The following is a 15,869-nucleotide window of genomic DNA, read 5'->3' on the forward strand; positions in this document are numbered from 1 at the left end:
CAGGGTGGGAAGGGTTCAGGATGTACTTCGAGCAGCTGTTCCTCGAAGAGATCAACAACCTGGGCTACATGAGCGCGCTGCGGGAAGTACCCGAGGGCGAATCCGCGGAGGTCGACCGGCTGCGCACCACCATCCTGCGGGGATTCGAGGAACTGATCAAACGCGCCAAGGCCGAGGGCGCCTTCCGCCTCGACCGGTGGATTGAGGACGTCCTGTTGCTCCTGTTCGTCAATGAGCACCTGATCCGCCGGGACAGGGAAGAGGCCGTGGCGGCATCACGCCGGCTGTTCGCCCTTGCCCTGGATACCCTGAGCACCAGCCCGGAACGCGGTGAACCCAGCGAGCCCGACGACGTTCTGACCTTGCGCCGGACGCTCGGAAACAGCCTGGCCGGCCTCTCGGTCAATGCCCCCGCAACGCCAGGGCAGGAGCCAGCCCCTGAACCGGCAGAAACCGCCATCCGAGAACGCAACTGATTCACCGAATGAAGCTATAGAGGCATGCCATGAGGCCGTGGATGTCCGAGTGGGGTGGCAGCCGCGCGCCGACGCAACACCCGCATGGTTGCCCGCAACACGTGGGCAACTACCGCGCAAAGCTCAACGATACCGACCTGATCGAATCAGTCGGACACGGCTTGGTAGGCTTCGCCATCCCACGGCTGCGCGGACATGAGGGGGTCGGTCAGAAAGTCCGTCAACCGGGTGAGCAATCCCATGCATTCACCGCGCGCACGACGTGTTTGCCGCAATTGAGCCGAACCGCATCACAGCCGGTACCGTCCGCGGATTGCTTAGCGCTGAGTACCCAACCTCGCCGATCTCGTCCAGCATCTTCCAAGAGGTCGCGAGCTTGAAAACAGCTTCCGGTGCGTTGGCCCAACTTCGCGCAGGCTTTCTGCGCCGATAACCGTGAGTATGTCCGGACAGGTGTCTCGATGAAGCATCCTTGGGTTCTTGCGGTGATTGCAACACTTAGCGAATGGGTGTTGTCATGGCGGGGTATTCAATTTATCTAAGGCCTGATCTCTTGCAGGTTTTTTGGGCCGGGATGCAGGCCGGTGATTTCATCACCGATGCCGTGGCTGCCGTCAATACGAGCCGGCGGACCGGACGCCGGGTCCTGGTCGAGGCCGGCGGCGTCAGGCCCCGGCGGGGCCGGGATCTGAAGGGCCGGTGCCTGACCTTCGGCCAGCGTGAGGAGATCGCAGTACTGCGCGCCCAGGGACGCTCCCTGAGGGAGATCGGCACAGTAATAGGCAGGTCGGCCTCGACGGTGTCCCGGGAGCTGCGCCGCAACACCAAGGCCGGATCCGCCTACCGGGCGACCTCGGCCCACGCCCTGGCGTATGAGCGCGCGTCACGGCCGAAACCGGCGAAACTGCACACAAACACTGTGCTGCGTGCGAAGGTGGAAGAGGACCTGAAAAAGAAGTACTCACCCGAGCAGATCGCAGGACGACTGCGGGTTGAGTTCCCGGATGAGCCGGAGATGAGGGTGTCACCCGAGACCATCTACCAGTCCCTTTACGTCCAGTCCCGCGGGGCGCTGAAGCGCGAACTGACCGCGTGCCTGCGCACCGGGCGGGCCATGAGGCAGCCCAGCCGAAAGGCCGGGCAGCGCAAGAACCGGATCCCGGGAATGATCAACATTTCCCAGCGTCCTGCCGAGGTCGAGGACCGGGCCGTGCCGGGGCATTGGGAGGGACGCTGGTCGAACGGACCACCAATTACACAATGCTCGTGCACCTGCCGGACGGGTATAAGGCCGAGCAGATGCGTGATGCACTGGCCGCGAAGATCAAGACGCTCCCCGATGTGCTGCGGCATTCCCTGACCTGGGATCAGGGCATTGAGATGCAGGACTGGAAAACCGTGAAGATCGATACCGGCATCGAGATCTACTTCTGCGACCCGCACTCGCCCTGGCAGCGCGGCATCAACAAAAACACCAACGGCCTGCTGCGCCAGTACTTCCCCAAAGGCACCGACCTGAGCGTCCACAGCGCCGCAGACCTCGACTGGATCGCCCAGGAACTCAACGACCGGCCGCGCAAAAGACTAGAGTTCAGGAAACCGATCGAACTGATCGAAGACCTCCTGTTGCAATGACCGCCTGAATCCGCCCATCCTCTAACGGGACATTCACGAGCCCTGGTGGGACACGTATTCCATCGCGCTGGGGCCATTCACAGGCATGCATAAGTTCTCGCTCATCTTTGTCGCGGTGTGCGACCGGTTTATGCGGCACAGAGCCATCGGCCGGAAGGGCGAAAGGAACCCATGCCTTGGCGTCGGTAATTCTTCGTCGTGTCGGTGGACGATCAACCGGGCAATTATTAAAATTTTAACTACAGAAACCGGCAGGGCGCGTACAGCGCCCAGGGAGGAGGAGCGCATCACCGCTGATCAATACCAAACATCAACTGCTGAAAGCCCCTCCCGAGGGGCTTTCCCTATTTATCCGCCAGTATGAAACGGACACAGTCGCCTGCCCGGGCACTTCAGCTGGTCCACGATGAATACCTGTGGAGCACCATTGAGGAGCCCACGAAAACCGGGGCAGTCCCTAACGCCAATCCGGATGGTGTGCGGGGAGGAATCTCCCGCCACGGCTCGAAAGGCATATACAGCTGTGGGTGATTCAGTTCACGCCGCAGGCCCAGTGTCGGTGCCGATCCAAATCCTGTAGCGAACCCAAGGTTCTGCCGGCCGCCGAGCACCGGCCCTTCCCCCGTAAAACCACGCCCGGCATGTCTCGTGTCCTCCATCCCGGACCGAGTCGGCCCTGTGGGGTGCCATCCGCTTGTTCACCAGCGGGCAGCAATTTCACAGACGAAGCCTGATCATCCGACCTTAAACCTGTTCAACGTCGCCGTGGTGTCGATACGCGAAAAACAATGCGGTGCCCGCGATGCGTTTGCGTGGTGCCGCCCCTCCACGCTAAGGTGTGATCCGGCTCACTTCAAAGTGGGTCATGCTTGTGATCTGCGGCGGGAGAGTTCTGCCGGTACATTCAGCAGGCGCCGTAGGAGCAAATCCTCCCCAGGAATCTCTCAGGCCCATGTACCGCCGCGGCGAGGCAACTCTGGAAAGCAGTCAGGCAGCAACCTGGCTCACCGACGGTGCAAGCGGCACCTGCGAGAGCAGTGGGCGCGGAAACTCTCAGGTCCAAGACAGAGCGGGGAGGAACACAATCACCGTGCCACCCCGGTGCCGCTTGAACTACGGAGTTCCTCATGACGACTCAACCTCGTCCAACCAAGCCTGTTGACGCACCCCACCTTGAGCGGCAGCTGTCCAACCGCCACATCCAGCTCATTGCCATCGGCGGTGCCATCGGAACCGGTCTGTTCATGGGCTCGGGCAAGACCATCTCGGCGGCCGGACCCTCGGTGATCTTTGTCTACATGATCATCGGCTTCATGCTCTTCTTCGTCATGCGGGCCATGGGCGAACTGCTGCTGAGCAACCTGTCCTACAAGTCCTTCAGCGACTTCGCCGGGGACCTGCTGGGCCCGTGGGCCGGCTTCTTCACCGGCTGGACCTACTGGTTCTGCTGGGTGGTCACCGGCATCGCCGACGTCATTGCCATCGCCGGCTACGCCAACGAACTGGTGCCGGGCATCTCGCTGTGGATTCCGGGTGTCTTCACCGTGGCCGTCCTGCTGCTGCTCAACCTGGCCACCGTCAAGGCCTTCGGTGAGACCGAGTTCTGGTTCGCGCTGATCAAGATCATCGCCATCGTGGCGCTGATCGTGACCGGCCTGGTCATGATCTTCACCGGCTTCGAGTCCGATGCCGGCCCGGCAGGCTTTAGCAACCTGTGGAGCCACGGCGGTTTCTTCCCGCAGGAATTCATGGGCTTCGTGGCAGGCTTCCAGATCGCCGTCTTCGCCTTTGTGGGCATCGAACTGGTGGGAACGACGGCGGCCGAGGCCAAGGATCCGGAAAAGAACCTTCCCAAGGCCATCAATTCCATTCCGATCCGTGTGCTGCTCTTCTACGTCGGCGCCCTGATCATCCTGATGTCGGTCACTCCCTGGACCCAGTTCGAAGCCGGCCACAGCCCCTTCATCGGCATGTTCTCGCTGGCCGGGCTCGGCATGGCCGCCACGGTCGTCAACCTGGTCGTGCTGACCTCGGCGATGTCCTCGGCCAACTCCGGGGTCTACTCGACCTCCCGCATGGTGTATGGCCTGGCGCAGGAAGGCGATGCTCCCTCCGTCTTCGCCGGGCTGTCCTCGCGCAAGGTACCCCGTAACGCACTGTTCCTGTCCTGTGTGCTGCTGCTCTCCGGGGTCGTACTCCTGTATGCCGGCGACAACATCGGCGCGGCGTTCGGCATGGTGACCACGGTTTCCGCGGTCTGCTTCATGTTTGTCTGGTCCATCATCCTGGCCAGCTACCTGGTCTTCCGGAAGCGCCGCCCGCACCTGCACGCCGCCTCCAGGTTCAAGATGCCCGGCGGTATCGTGATGGTCTGGGTGGTGTTTGCGTTCTTCGCCTTTGTCCTGTGGGCGCTGACGACCCAGCCGGACACGCTGACCGCGCTGCTGATCACCCCGGTCTGGTTCGTCATCCTGGGCATCGCCTGGGCCATCATCCGGCGCAGGCCGGCCCATATCGCCCGCTCCGCGGCGTTCCGCGCCCAGCTGGACGCCGAGGGCCGGGAACCCGGCGCCCGCGAAACCGCCCAGGTGGGGGCCGCCGAATAGTCCTGCCGCGGGCAGCCCCGGCGCCCCGATCGACGGAGGCCCCGCGCAGTGCGCGGGGCCCTCCGCCCGCACCCTGGGCGTTCCTGTTCTTTGCGCAGATGACCGCCGATCGCTGCCCGTAAACCGGCACCAGGTAACCTCCCGCGGGCACAGTCCCTTCAGCAGGTGCAGGTTATGTTCAACGACCGGGCACGGGTGAACTGCTGCCCGCGGCGGGCCTGCGGCGGTGCCGGCCGCGGGCCTGAGCCGGCCGGCGGGGTTTTCAGGCGCCGCGCTGCCTAAGGCCGGCGGGCATTATTTCCGTGTGTCGGGGTCTTCGTCGCCGATGTGGCCGGGTGCCGACGCGTGGACCCGCTGGACGAAGGCGTAGTACTCCTCCATGTAGTGGCGCAGGAACCCGGCCGTGCTGTCGTCCTTGACCTCGCCGTCGTCCGTGTAGATGTCGGGGTTAAAGGAGATGTAGGCCTCCGGGGCGTTCAGCTGCGGGGCGTCGAGGAAGCTCAGGATGCTGCGCATGGAGGACTGCATGACGGCGGTGCCGATGCCGCCGGGGGAGGCGCCGATGATGGCGGTGGGTTTGCGGGCGAAGGAGTTGGACCCCCAGGGCCGGGATCCCCAGTCGATCGCGTTCTTCAGGGCGCCGGGGATGGACCGATTGTACTCCGGGGAAACAAACAGGATGCCGTCCGAGCCCTCGATGGCCTGCTTCAGGTTCCGTGCCTCGGGCGGGAAGTCGGCGTCGTAGTCCCAGCTGTACAGCGGGAGGTCTTTGATGGGGATTTCGGTGAATTCGAGCTCCGAGGGTGCGAGCTTGATCAGCGCTTTGGAGAGGGTGCGGTTGATGGAGCCGGTGGCCAGGCTCCCGATGAAGTAACCGATCTTGTAAGCCATTGCAGTGTTCCTTCCGTCAGCCGGCCGGAACCGGCTCGTCAACTCAGTGTTGCTGGATCGGCGCGTCCCAGTTCATGAGAAGTGGAACGTCTGGACATAACTGGGAGAGGAAGCCGCGGATGGGACCGGCCACTAACCGCTGCCTAAAACACGCCAATACCGTTGCGATTCACAGAGATTTTTCTGCCGCGGGGAGGGACCTGGGGTGTCGCGGTGAAGGACCGGCTTACGCACGCGACACGTCCGTAATTTCGCGCGACAAACCTGACCGCGTAGAGCTAGCGCGCCACGCGGGAGCGGAGGTATACGACACTCGAGCTGAAGGTGCGGGTCTCGACGAGTTCGAGATCCACCCGGCGCTCATGTCGGGGAAAGAACGGAATGCCACCGCCAACCAGCACCGGGTAGACCACGGCCCGGTACTCGTCGATCAGACCCAACGCGGCCACCTCGGCGGCGAGAGTCGCGCCGCCGATCGCGATCTCACCCTCCCTCTGGGCTCGCAACCGCTCGATCTCCTCCGCCAGGCCGCCGGAGGCCAGGCGGGCATTGCCCTGCACCGCCGACAGCGTGGTGGAGAACACCACCTTGGGCAGCGGCTTCCAGAGCGCGGCCCACTCGAGCTCCGACTCGTCGAGCGATGGATCCTGGTCGGCGGTCTCCCAGTACAGCATCGTCTCGTACAGCCGTCGTCCCAGCAGGTGGACGCCGACCTGTCGAATCTCCTCGATCCAGAAGCGAAAGACCTCCTCGTCGGGCGCCGTCCAGTCGAAGTTGCCGTCCGGCCCGGCGATGTAGCCGTCAAGTGAGACGTTCATTGAATAGGTCACGTTGCCCATCAGAAGCCCTTCTCGGTAGCGGGTCCGACAGTACTGCAGCTCAGTATTTGGCCCTGGGTGTGTTCGAAGGCGCAGTCCCGGTCCTTAACGCTTTCCCTTGCGGGCCTGCCGCGCGCTCTTCTCCTGCGGAGACTGCGTGCATCTGTCGAAGAGGTAAGTGGAAACGGCCAGCAGAAGAACAATGAGGGCGATGTAGAAGGCGCCTCGCCAGCTGTCCACGGCATATCCTGCTGCCACGGCCAGTAAAGCCAGCAGAAGGGGCAGGCCGGCGATCCGGATCCGGTGGGCCATGGTCATGCTTCAGCATCCCTCTCGGGGCTTAGGACAAGCTTGAGGACTGTTCCCCGGGGATCCCGCCCCGGATTGCTTACACCATAACGCCGCTTACCGTGCGCCTCTGGACCTTCGTAAGGCTGAAATTTAAGAGTTGCCCGAGGATATGCCAGTAAATGCGAATTTGAATCCTATTCTGACAACTTTCCGGGTGGGTGTCTGAGGTCAGGTTGGGGTGTACTTCAATTGGGCATTTGATTCGGGATTTTTCCGTCGGGCGGCGTGCGTTGGGGGGACCGGCTTGTGGGATGCCTACGCGGGACCAGCCACGCCACGAACAACACCGCTTTGCGTCCGTCGATGGCCGGCCCGTCGCTGAAGTCGTACTGCAGCCATTGCCCGGGCTCGGTCACCCAGGGCCGGTGCACCCGGTTGTTCCTGGCCTGATATGTGGTCCGTACCTGCGCGACCACCCGGCGGGTTGAGCGCTCGGAGCCCGTATAGCCCATCGCCACGAGTTTGCGGTGGGCGACGTCGACGCGAATGCGCCCTTGGACGCTTCGATCCATTCCTCGATCTTGGGCAGCCACTCATCCGTGACCCTGGCCCGTACCGCCGACTGCTCGGCCGTGCGGCCGGCGTCTCAGGTGATGCTTCAGCCGTGCTCGGAGATGCGCGCATCATTCGCCGCCCCCTCCACCGCCGCCGTCTCCGCCGGAGGATCCACCGGATGATGAACCGGAGTCACTCGTGTCATGGCCGGTGGAGTCAGGATCATTGTGCTTGCCTGCCCCGGAGGAGGCGATGGATGGGTAGGAGCCGGACCCGGTATCGGAGCCGCTGTTGTGCTGTCTGCCGCCCCGCTGTTTGGAGCGATTCGATGCTTTGCTCCTGGACGCGGCGCGAGCCACGGCAAACCCAGCGATAATAACGATGAGGATGCCGATTGCGGGAACGATGATTGTCAGATCCATGGGACGTCCTTTCAGGAGTTGGTGAACTGGTCGCGGATTGCTGCTGTGCGCACTGTAACCCGCGGCCGCATGACGAAGCCCGTTACCGGGGTGTCGGTGACGGGCTTCGTGAGGGTGCTTACCGGTGAACGGGTTTGTCCTCGATCAGCAGGGTCCGCAGGTCCAGGCGGCGCAGTACCCGGTCGACCATTTCCGGGTCCTTGTCCGGTTCGCTACGGGCGGCCAGCACTTCGGCGCGGGCGGCGTCCAGGGCGATCGTCTGGGCTGCCACGAGGGCGTCGTGGCTGTTGAGCCGGTGGGCCTGGTCGGTGCTCGGTAAGTCTCAGTTCCAAGAAACTGAGACGGCCCCGAGTGGTCGGGCTTGTGATGTTCATTCGTTGTGCCAGTGCGGGGGCATTGTCAGATCCGGGGGTAGAAGTGTTGCGCGGCTGCCTCTCGCGGCGTTGAGTTGCGGCTGTGTCAGGTACAGGGCCCTGGACAAGTCAGCGCCTTCGAGCCGTGCGTCCCTGAAGTCTGCGCCGAGCAGGTCCGCACCCGAGAGGTCACTGTCACGCAAATCGGCGGCAATGAGATAGGCGCCTCGGAGATCTGCCCCGCACAGCCGGCGGGATCTGAGATTCCTGCCCATCAGGTCCGCTCCGGGCCTCAGCGCGGACTCCAGATGATCATCACCGGAGGCGAAGTAGGCGGCCCGCACTTCTTCGCTGACATCCATCAGCGTTGACCTCATTTGGGAGTGAAGATCTTGAATATCCAGTGACAGCAACTCCGGCAGCTGCCCACCGACCGCCTGCTCGATCGTGTATCTGAGTTCTGCCGCACGATCTGAGGTGTCGGGATCGAAGGTGCGTGACTGGGCCTCGGCCAGGTGCCAGAGCATCTCATGTAGCTGGCGTGCGGCCTGGAACGCGGAAAACATCTCGTCTTTGATGTCAGGGTGCTCGAGCCAGTTTTTTCCGGCGAAGAGTCCCTGCGATACGCCCTGGCCGGCCCCGAAGCAGTCAAAGACCGTGCAGCCACGAAATCCCCTCGGGCGCAGGCTGTCGTGGATGGTGCAGGAGAAGTCAGGGGCAAGGTTCTGGCAGGCAGAGCCGGCGAGTTTGTCGAGGGCAAAATCCGCCGAACGCGAGAAGCCGAAGGCTGTACAGCAGAGGGCAAAGCAATTACCGCAGTCAGGGCGCAGGGATTGCCGGTCCAGGGCAGGTGAAGAGGGCGCAGGGGAGAGTGCTGCTGTCGTTTTCATGTGATCTTCCAGTGGCGAGTTCGGTGTTGGGCCGGTGAGCCGGGGAACCCCATCTGGGGTTCCCCTGGCGGGCGCACGAAATCACCGCTCCTCTAAGGAACGAACTGGAATCGCTGTAAGGACTGTGGGTCACAGAGAAATATGAAATATCACTGGCATCAGAATACCTGGGCATCCCCGCTGGGCCACTTCAACGACACGTCCCACTCGGCAGCTGACGGCACCGCTACCGCGGACACTGAAGCCGCCAATTCATCCCAGTGGTGACCAACGGTGCAAGAAATGCCGGGAGCGGGGCTGCACCGAAGGTGCAGTCGTCCATAGGACGTGAGCGGCTCTCATCTGACCACCAGAGTTGTGCCCGCGTGTTCGACATTCCGTGCAGACGGCTTCGGAAAATGACAGATGAGACCGGCATGGATCGGCGAATCATGCCGCGTTAGACCCGCCCGGAAAAGTGTCCGTTCAGGGATACTCAAACGGGACAGAATCAAGTCTTGGACGGCATCCGCTGGAGGACAGACTAGCTATTCGGTGTGAATCGCGATTCACAGCTATTCGGCCGCACGCATAATCTCTCGGGGATGGCTGTTACGTAGCGGCACCGGCATATGAGCGGTCTGATCCTGGAGCTGTGAGCGGATTGTATTGTGAGTCGGAGAGCGTTTGCCGTCCTTAATCGAATTGTCAGCGCGTGATCCTCAAGGAGCCGCATGCCGTCGTTGCCACCGCCTCCGGAGGGTCCGGTAAGGGCTGGGCCATCATGGCATGTTCGGCCCGAGGCTGCGGAGCTGGCGGTCGAGATGGGTCCGTTCCCCTCGTCCGCTGTTTTGCGGACTCGGACGGAGGAGTTCGAGGAGCTGCGGCCGCTCTTGTTCTCGATTGCCTACCGCACCCTGGGTAGCGTAAGCGAGGCGGAGGATGCGGTTCAGGAGACGTGGTTGCGCTATGTGTCCTCGGACACGCAGCCGGCGTCGCCGAAGGCGTTCTTGTCGACGGTGGTCACCCGGATCTCGATCAACGTGCTGAAGTCGGCCCGCGTGCGCCGGGAGCAGTACGTTGGTGACTGGTTCCCCGAGCCGTTGCTGGAAGATCCCTACGAGGACCCGGAGCGGTCGGCGGAGCTGGCCGACTCGGTTTCAATGGCGGCGTTGTTGCTTCTGGAGCGGCTCAGTCCGCTCGAGCGGGCAGTCTTCGTGCTGCGGGATGTCTTCGGGTTCGGTTTCGCCGAGATCGCCTCGGCGGTCAATCGGTCGGAGTCCTCCTGTCGTCAGCTCGCCGTGCGGGCCCGCCGCCACATGGACGAGGGTCGTCCACGGTTCGAAGTGGACCGGCGCAAGCGTGAAGAGCTCGCCGCCCGGTTCTTTGAGACGTTCAAGGAAGGTGACATGGACGGGCTGCGCGGGCTCCTCGCCGCCGACGTCCGGTTCCTCAGCGACAGCGGCGGCAAGGCGCCGAGCCTGCCCAGAGGCATCGTGGGGGCAGAGAAGACTGCCAGGCTGCTGGCGTCGGTCTTCCCGCAGCTCGCCGGGATCGGTCTCGTCCTCGAGGCGCACGAGGTCAACGGGCAGCCGGGCGCGCTAACGCGTGATCGGAGAGGCCGGGTGCTGCATGTCATGGTGCTCGACATTCTGGACGGGCAGATCCAAACCATTCGTTCGGTGATCAATCCCGACAAGCTCGAGCACCTCGGGCCGGTTGCGGACGCCTGGGCGATTAAGCAGGAGTACGGGGACGCGAGGCGCCGTTCTCGGCCCGAATGAGTGTTCTTGGCAGTGCTTTCCGCCCTGCTTGTCGGCGGGGGCTCCGCCGATGTCACAAAGCGGGTCGCCGTCTTGTCTCAGGGATGGAAGGTCCTACACGACATCATCACGGAGGGAACACCATGACCAACTTGCCCGGTACTCCTACGCCGCCTCAGACCACTGCGCGGCCGAGAAAGCTCGTATCCGTGTCTGCGGTCAGCATCCTGGCCGCCGCAGCTGTGAATCTCGGCCTCTACGCCATCGGGCGCGCAGCCCACGCCAGTCTCAGGGTGGACCCTGGTGCGGGCCCGCCGAACCACCTGGTCATCGCGCCTGACGTCGCGTGGAAGACGATCCTGCCGCTCGCGCTCGGCGCGCTCGTGCTCGCCCTGGTCGCCCGCCGCTCCCGCCGATGGACGACCGTCATGACGGCCCTCGGCGCCGTCGTTGCCATCGCCTCCGGCGTCTTCGCCTCCCTTGGCGCGCACGACACCTTCACCGGCGTGCTGCTCTTCGGCATGCACACGGTCGGTGGCATCGCGGTCATCGTGATCGGCGCACAAGCCAGACTGAACGTCCCAGCCTGACATCAACGTCGGACCTGTTCGTGACCCCGTATGCCGATCCGCTGCCGGGATGGCTCCTTGCTTGCGGAAGGTTGAGGCCCCGGATGCCGAGCTCAGGTCGCTTTGGACCCGCCCGAGAAAGTGTCCGTTCAAGGATCGGCTTAACGGACGAGGCAACCACCAAACCGAACTGCGAAAACCGCCATTCTGAACCAGCAGTCACACACAAGGCCCGGAACACTCATTCGGACGTGGCGTCGCCGACACTTGCCACGAGCCGGGCGAGGAGGTCGTACACCTTCAGCAGTTCGGCCGTATCCAGACGTGGATGGACGACGCTGGCACCAATGGCGACCAGGTGCGGCACCAGAGCCGCCGCATGGACGCGGTCGTCGTCGCCCAGGGCTTCGGACCATAGCCCGCGGAGGAACCTCAGCCGCGCCGCGTCGATCCGCTCCTGGGCCGCGCATGCTTGCGGATCGGCGATGGCCCAGGCCCGGACCGATCGTTCCGCATCGGTGTCGAGCAGGGCGCCAACCCGGGACGGCAACGCCCGCAGGGCTTCTTCCGCGGCCATGCCCGCCAGAGTGGCCGCCAGTTGCTCCAGGGCGGTGATCTGGTCGCGCTCGTAGCGTTCCAGGAGAGCCCGGCGGTAGTCCGCCATGCCCCGGAAATGATGGTGGAACGAGCCTTTCGTCAGCCCGAGATTGCGGGCCAGCCGGTCAACGCGCAGCCCTGGCTCGCCCTCAGCGGCCAAGGCGGCAAGACCCTGGGTGAGCCAGTCATCGCGCGTCGTCATTCACCCATCCTACCGTTCCATACCGTATGGTACGGTGTGGTCATGGCTGAATTGCCCGATCCTCTGTGGCCGGTGGTTCTGCTGGCTGTGGTGTCCTGCGTTGACGGGCTGCTGTGCCTGAAGCCCGTGGCCTTCATCGCCAAGTGCTTCGAGGACGTCGACTGGCCGCGGCGCCTGTGGTGGATCATGCCGCCGCTCAAGTTCGCCGCTGCGGCCGGTCTAATCGCCGGGATCTGGGTGCCCTACCTGGGCGTGCTTACCTCGGTCGCCATCGTGCTGTATTTCGTTGGCGCCGTTGCCATGCACATCCGTGCCCACGATTTCGGTCGGAACCTCTTCCTGAACGCCGCCGGCATGCTGGCCCTGAGCCTCTTCGTGCTTCTATGGAGCTTCACGTAGGTATGACGCTCGTTCCTCCCGCCGCTACGGAGACCACCGTGGACGGTCTGCGCGCCCTGCGGGCCGGCGTGCCTACCGACAAGGTCCCGCTCGTGCTCGTGCACGGCGGAGGCCCGGACAACAGTGCGATTTCCTGGTTCAAGGTGATGGAACCGCTTTCAGTTGACCGCGTGGTGTGGGCGTTCGATCTGCCCGGATTCGGCGGCAGCAGTGAGATACCTCCCGTCGGCGGTCCGGTCGAGCTTGCGAAGGTGGTGCTGGGCGCGATGGATGCCGCCGGACTTTCCCGCGCCGTCGTCATCGGCGTTTCCATGGGTGGCGACGTGGCCCTCAATGTGGCGCTGGAGGCGCCCCAGCGTGTCGCGGGGCTGATCCTCATCGGGCCTGGAGGATTGGTTCCCGTCCTCAAGGACGCCCGCACTCAGCGCTGGGCGTGGCGGGCCGCCCAGCTGCCGGAATGGCTGCTGGTGCCGATGTCCCGGGTGGCTAACCTTTTCGTCCATCGGGCGCTGCGCGCGATGGTAAGTGATCCCGCGACCCTGCCTGCCGAGGTTATTGACGAGTTCATCACCGAGGCGCGCCGCCCTCGTAGCGGTCTGGCCTACGGCCGCTACAACCAGGCCACCCTCGGGCGGGATCGGATGCTCAACGACCTCACGCCGCGGCTTCGCGAGGTTTCGGCGCCGACCCTCTTCTTCCATGGCGCAGACGACCCCCTGGTGGATCCAAAGCGCTCAGTGCGCGCGGCGGAGACGATGCCCGACGCCAGGCTCGTGCTCGTGCCGGAGTGCGGGCACTGGGCGCAGCTCGAAGCGCACGAACGCTTCATCACCGAGGCCCGCGCTTTCCTTGATCACATCGAGTGATTATTGAAGGCGGTCTGTGACCGCACGGACGGCGGCGGACCCGGAAGTTAGTGGACGTAAGTGTCCGTTGAGGGACGCGCAAACGGGACAGCAGCGAGCAGCTACAGAGCCGGATCACAATCACATTTTCGTCATTCAAGCACGTGCATAAGATCTCGTTCATCCTTGTCGCGGAACAGCACCGGCTTACGGGACGGCCTAACGCAAGGGAATGAACCTTCTCGTTGGAGGGCCAGCCACCGGCACGGCGAGTCTTGGACCACGAGGTGGGGGAGTGGACGTCAGCGGAATGTCCCAGATATAAGGAAATGAGACGTCAAGTTGTACGCGCGGGATCACATGTGGGTGGCTGCGTTCCCCGGGAGCACCAGTGCGGCGCTTCCGGGGACGCGGATGAAACAGTGGTGATCAGGCGGGGAAGGCGTGCTTGCGTGCGGTGATGACGACGATGAGCGCTGCGATCAAGAGTGCGAGGGTTGCCCATGCCAGTGCGGAGGCGCCGAAGCCGCTGAGCAGCAGTCCGCCCACGATCCCTCCGCCGGCGATGCCGATGTTCCAGCCGGTGACCATGACGGACTGGACGATATCGGCCGCCGGTCCGGCCGCGTCGGTGACGGCTGTCTGCAGCAGGCTCGCCGCTCCGCCGAAGGCGAGCCCCCACAGGGCGGCGCTGATGAAGACGGCCGCGGGCAGGGCGGCCAGCAGACCGAGCGCGAGAACTGCCAGCGCGAAGAGAGCTGCGCTGGCGATCATGAGGATTCGCAGATGCCGGTCGATGAAGACGCCGGTGATCCAGATACTCACCAGGGATGCGACGCCGAAGACGAGCAGCACGGCGCTGACGCTCTCGCCCAGGCCCACCGGTGCCAGGAACGATGCGATGTAGGTGTAGAGGACGTTGTGCGCCATCACGTACAGGAGCGTGACAACGACGACCGGAAGGACGCCGGGTACCGAGAAGACCCGGCCAACGGGAGTCCGTTCACCCTTGGCCTGTCCGGCGAAGTCCGGCACGGCCGCCAGTACCCAGACGATCAGCAGCACCGCGGTCAGTGCCATCAGGCCGAAGGTGTAGCGCCAGCCGATCAGGCCGGCAAGCAGTGTTCCGGCAGGGGTGCCGATGGCCAGCGCCACCGGGGTGCCGGCCAGCGCGATGGTGATGGCCCTACCGTGGTGCTCGGGCGAGACCATGCGCCGGGCATACGCGGCCAGGATGCCCCACAGCACCCCGGCGAAAACTCCCGCGATGAACCGGATCACGAGCGTCAGCGCGAAGCTGTCGGATACGGCGGTGGCGATGCTGGTCACGGCGTACCCGGTGACGGCAAGGAGCAGCAGCTTCCGGCGCTGCCACCCCATCGTTGCGCTGATCAGCGGTATGGCACCCGCGATGGAGCCGAGAGCGAATACGGTCACCGTCTGGCCGACGGCCGACTCCGAAACCGCGAGACCGCCGCTCATGGCCGGCAGGATTCCGGCCGGCAGCGTTTCCAGCATGATGGTGATGAACCCGGCGGCTGCGAGGGCCAGCAGCCCGCCCAGGGGAAGACGCCCGGATCGGCCGGTCCGGCCGGGAGCATACTGTTGTGTTTGTGTCATGACCCTACTGTGGATGGTTAACATTAGTGTCAAGGTCAAATTCGGCCCAGACGGCACGGGAAGACGAGGTCACACATGCGCATCGGAGAGCTTGCGAAGCTGACGGACACTCCGCCCCGATCACTGCGCTACTACGAGCAGCAGGAGCTGATCGTGCCCCGGCGCCTGCCCAACGGCTACCGTGAATACGACGAGTACCTGGTCAACCGGGTGAACCAGATCCGCGGACTGATCGACAGCGGTCTGCCCACCAGGATCATCAAACAGATCCTGCCCTGCGTGGACAAGACTCCCGCGATCCACCCCCGCGACGCCACCCCCGAATTGCTGGCCGTCCTTGAGGAGCAGCGTGACCGGATGAACCAACGTATCGACTGCCTCACCCGCAACCGCGACGCCATCAACAACTACATCGAGATCGTCAGCGACACTATTACGAGGTCAACTCCTGCCAGCGCTGCGTAACCACGTCGGCGTAGCGATTCTGCCCGAGGTCCGTTGGAGCGCGTAGTTGACCAGGCTCACGGCGGACCGGTGCGGGCGACTGCTGACATTCAGGTGCACGCGGCTTCTGAAACTGACATTTTTCCCCGGGGAATGGTGCCTGAGCGTCGCGGTGGAGGATGCTCTAACGGGACAGCAGCGAGCCGGGACAGGGCCGGATCGCAATCACGTCCTCGTCATTCAAGCACGTGCATAAGTTCTCGTTCATCCTTGTCGCGGAACAGCACCGGCTTACGGGTCGGATGCCAAAGCCGTCCCTGGCGGGAACCGCATGGTCGCCGTCGCCGCGCTGCGCCAGGACGCCGAAGCCATCTGCGCCGAAGACCGACTGGCAGCACTGTCCTCGCTCTTTACGCCTCCTTGCGGGCAGAATGGGCTCGGAACGGTTTCAACCTGTCGGGAAGGACGCATCAGGTGGGCGCATGGATCGTGCGGGCCGGCAAGCGGGGCGAGA

At 64.0% G+C, this 15,869-nt stretch carries 15 protein-coding genes, 2 pseudogenes and 1 riboswitch; of the genes and pseudogenes, 8 read left to right on the forward strand and 9 right to left on the reverse strand.

Annotated features, from left to right (window positions below; all coding sequences use genetic code 11):
* From AC5RWU_RS21740 to cycA, 3 genes and pseudogenes are all read left to right on the forward strand, one after another.
* The coding region (locus AC5RWU_RS21740; RefSeq protein WP_494032968.1) for a hypothetical protein at positions 1-476 on the forward strand (476 nt) is incomplete at its 5' end.
* Positions 477-981: 505 nt separating this feature from the next.
* A pseudogene (locus tag AC5RWU_RS21745) lies at positions 982-2,111 on the forward strand (IS30 family transposase).
* 872 nt (positions 2,112-2,983) lie between these two features.
* Positions 2,984-3,081: riboswitch (glycine riboswitch) on the forward strand.
* A gap of 157 nt (positions 3,082-3,238) precedes the next feature.
* The gene (gene cycA, locus AC5RWU_RS21750) at positions 3,239-4,717 is read left to right on the forward strand and encodes a D-serine/D-alanine/glycine transporter (RefSeq protein ID WP_494032967.1); all 1,479 of its coding nucleotides are present in this window, start codon (positions 3,239-3,241) and stop codon (positions 4,715-4,717) included.
* 294 nt (positions 4,718-5,011) lie between these two features.
* Here cycA and AC5RWU_RS21755 read toward each other — a convergent pair whose 3' ends face one another.
* The 7 genes and pseudogenes from AC5RWU_RS21755 to AC5RWU_RS21785 all read right to left on the reverse strand — a co-directional run bounded on the left by AC5RWU_RS21755 (position 5,012) and on the right by AC5RWU_RS21785 (position 8,937).
* Positions 5,012-5,608 (reverse strand): NADPH-dependent FMN reductase, encoded by a 597-nt coding sequence (locus AC5RWU_RS21755; protein WP_494032966.1) that lies wholly within the window; start codon positions 5,606-5,608, stop codon positions 5,012-5,014.
* 278 nt (positions 5,609-5,886) lie between these two features.
* Positions 5,887-6,447 (reverse strand): dihydrofolate reductase family protein, encoded by a 561-nt coding sequence (locus tag AC5RWU_RS21760; RefSeq protein WP_494032965.1) that lies wholly within the window; start codon positions 6,445-6,447, stop codon positions 5,887-5,889.
* Between the two features lie 84 nt (positions 6,448-6,531).
* The gene (locus tag AC5RWU_RS21765; RefSeq protein WP_494032964.1) at positions 6,532-6,744 is read right to left on the reverse strand and encodes a hypothetical protein; all 213 of its coding nucleotides are present in this window, start codon (positions 6,742-6,744) and stop codon (positions 6,532-6,534) included.
* 284 nt (positions 6,745-7,028) lie between these two features.
* Positions 7,029-7,363, reverse strand: a pseudogene (locus AC5RWU_RS21770) (IS21 family transposase); the annotation flags it as partial.
* A 37-nt stretch (positions 7,364-7,400) separates the two neighbouring features.
* Complete coding sequence (locus AC5RWU_RS21775) at positions 7,401-7,694, reverse strand: hypothetical protein (RefSeq protein WP_494032963.1); 294 nt, start codon at positions 7,692-7,694, stop codon at positions 7,401-7,403.
* A gap of 118 nt (positions 7,695-7,812) precedes the next feature.
* A complete protein-coding gene (locus AC5RWU_RS21780; RefSeq protein WP_494032969.1) occupies positions 7,813-7,965 on the reverse strand; it encodes a hypothetical protein in 153 nt (50 codons plus the stop codon).
* Positions 7,966-8,064: 99 nt separating this feature from the next.
* Positions 8,065-8,937, reverse strand: coding sequence for a pentapeptide repeat-containing protein (locus AC5RWU_RS21785; protein WP_494032962.1), 873 nt, complete (start codon positions 8,935-8,937; stop codon positions 8,065-8,067).
* An 803-nt stretch (positions 8,938-9,740) separates the two neighbouring features.
* On the opposite strand from AC5RWU_RS21785, the gene AC5RWU_RS21790 reads away from it, so the two are divergent.
* Together AC5RWU_RS21790 and AC5RWU_RS21795 are read left to right on the forward strand one after the other, a co-directional pair.
* Positions 9,741-10,700 (forward strand): RNA polymerase sigma-70 factor, encoded by a 960-nt coding sequence (locus AC5RWU_RS21790; protein ID WP_494032961.1) that lies wholly within the window; start codon positions 9,741-9,743, stop codon positions 10,698-10,700.
* 122 nt (positions 10,701-10,822) lie between these two features.
* Positions 10,823-11,269 carry a DUF6069 family protein gene (locus AC5RWU_RS21795; protein ID WP_494037254.1) on the forward strand — a complete coding sequence of 149 codons (447 nt, stop codon included), beginning with the start codon at positions 10,823-10,825 and terminating at the stop codon, positions 11,267-11,269.
* Between the two features lie 220 nt (positions 11,270-11,489).
* Here the strand turns inward: AC5RWU_RS21795 and AC5RWU_RS21800 are convergent, their stop codons facing one another.
* Positions 11,490-12,047 (reverse strand): TetR/AcrR family transcriptional regulator, encoded by a 558-nt coding sequence (locus tag AC5RWU_RS21800; RefSeq protein ID WP_494032959.1) that lies wholly within the window; start codon positions 12,045-12,047, stop codon positions 11,490-11,492.
* A gap of 42 nt (positions 12,048-12,089) precedes the next feature.
* On the opposite strand from AC5RWU_RS21800, the gene AC5RWU_RS21805 reads away from it, so the two are divergent.
* Both AC5RWU_RS21805 and AC5RWU_RS21810 read left to right on the forward strand, forming a co-directional pair.
* Entirely contained in the window at positions 12,090-12,446 is a 357-nt protein-coding gene (locus AC5RWU_RS21805) for a DoxX family protein (protein WP_494032958.1), read from the forward strand.
* Positions 12,447-12,448: 2 nt separating this feature from the next.
* Positions 12,449-13,312: an alpha/beta fold hydrolase gene (locus AC5RWU_RS21810; protein ID WP_494032957.1), complete on the forward strand. Its 864-nt coding sequence runs from the start codon at positions 12,449-12,451 to the stop codon at positions 13,310-13,312.
* 408 nt (positions 13,313-13,720) lie between these two features.
* Here the strand turns inward: AC5RWU_RS21810 and AC5RWU_RS21815 are convergent, their stop codons facing one another.
* Positions 13,721-14,911, reverse strand: coding sequence for an MFS transporter (locus tag AC5RWU_RS21815; protein WP_494032956.1), 1,191 nt, complete (start codon positions 14,909-14,911; stop codon positions 13,721-13,723).
* A gap of 75 nt (positions 14,912-14,986) precedes the next feature.
* Between AC5RWU_RS21815 and AC5RWU_RS21820 the strand changes: the two genes are divergently transcribed.
* The gene (locus tag AC5RWU_RS21820; protein ID WP_494032955.1) at positions 14,987-15,376 is read left to right on the forward strand and encodes a MerR family transcriptional regulator; all 390 of its coding nucleotides are present in this window, start codon (positions 14,987-14,989) and stop codon (positions 15,374-15,376) included.
* Positions 15,377-15,869: the final 493 nt, after the last annotated feature.

The organism is Arthrobacter sp. B0427-1-12, from assembly GCF_059092905.1.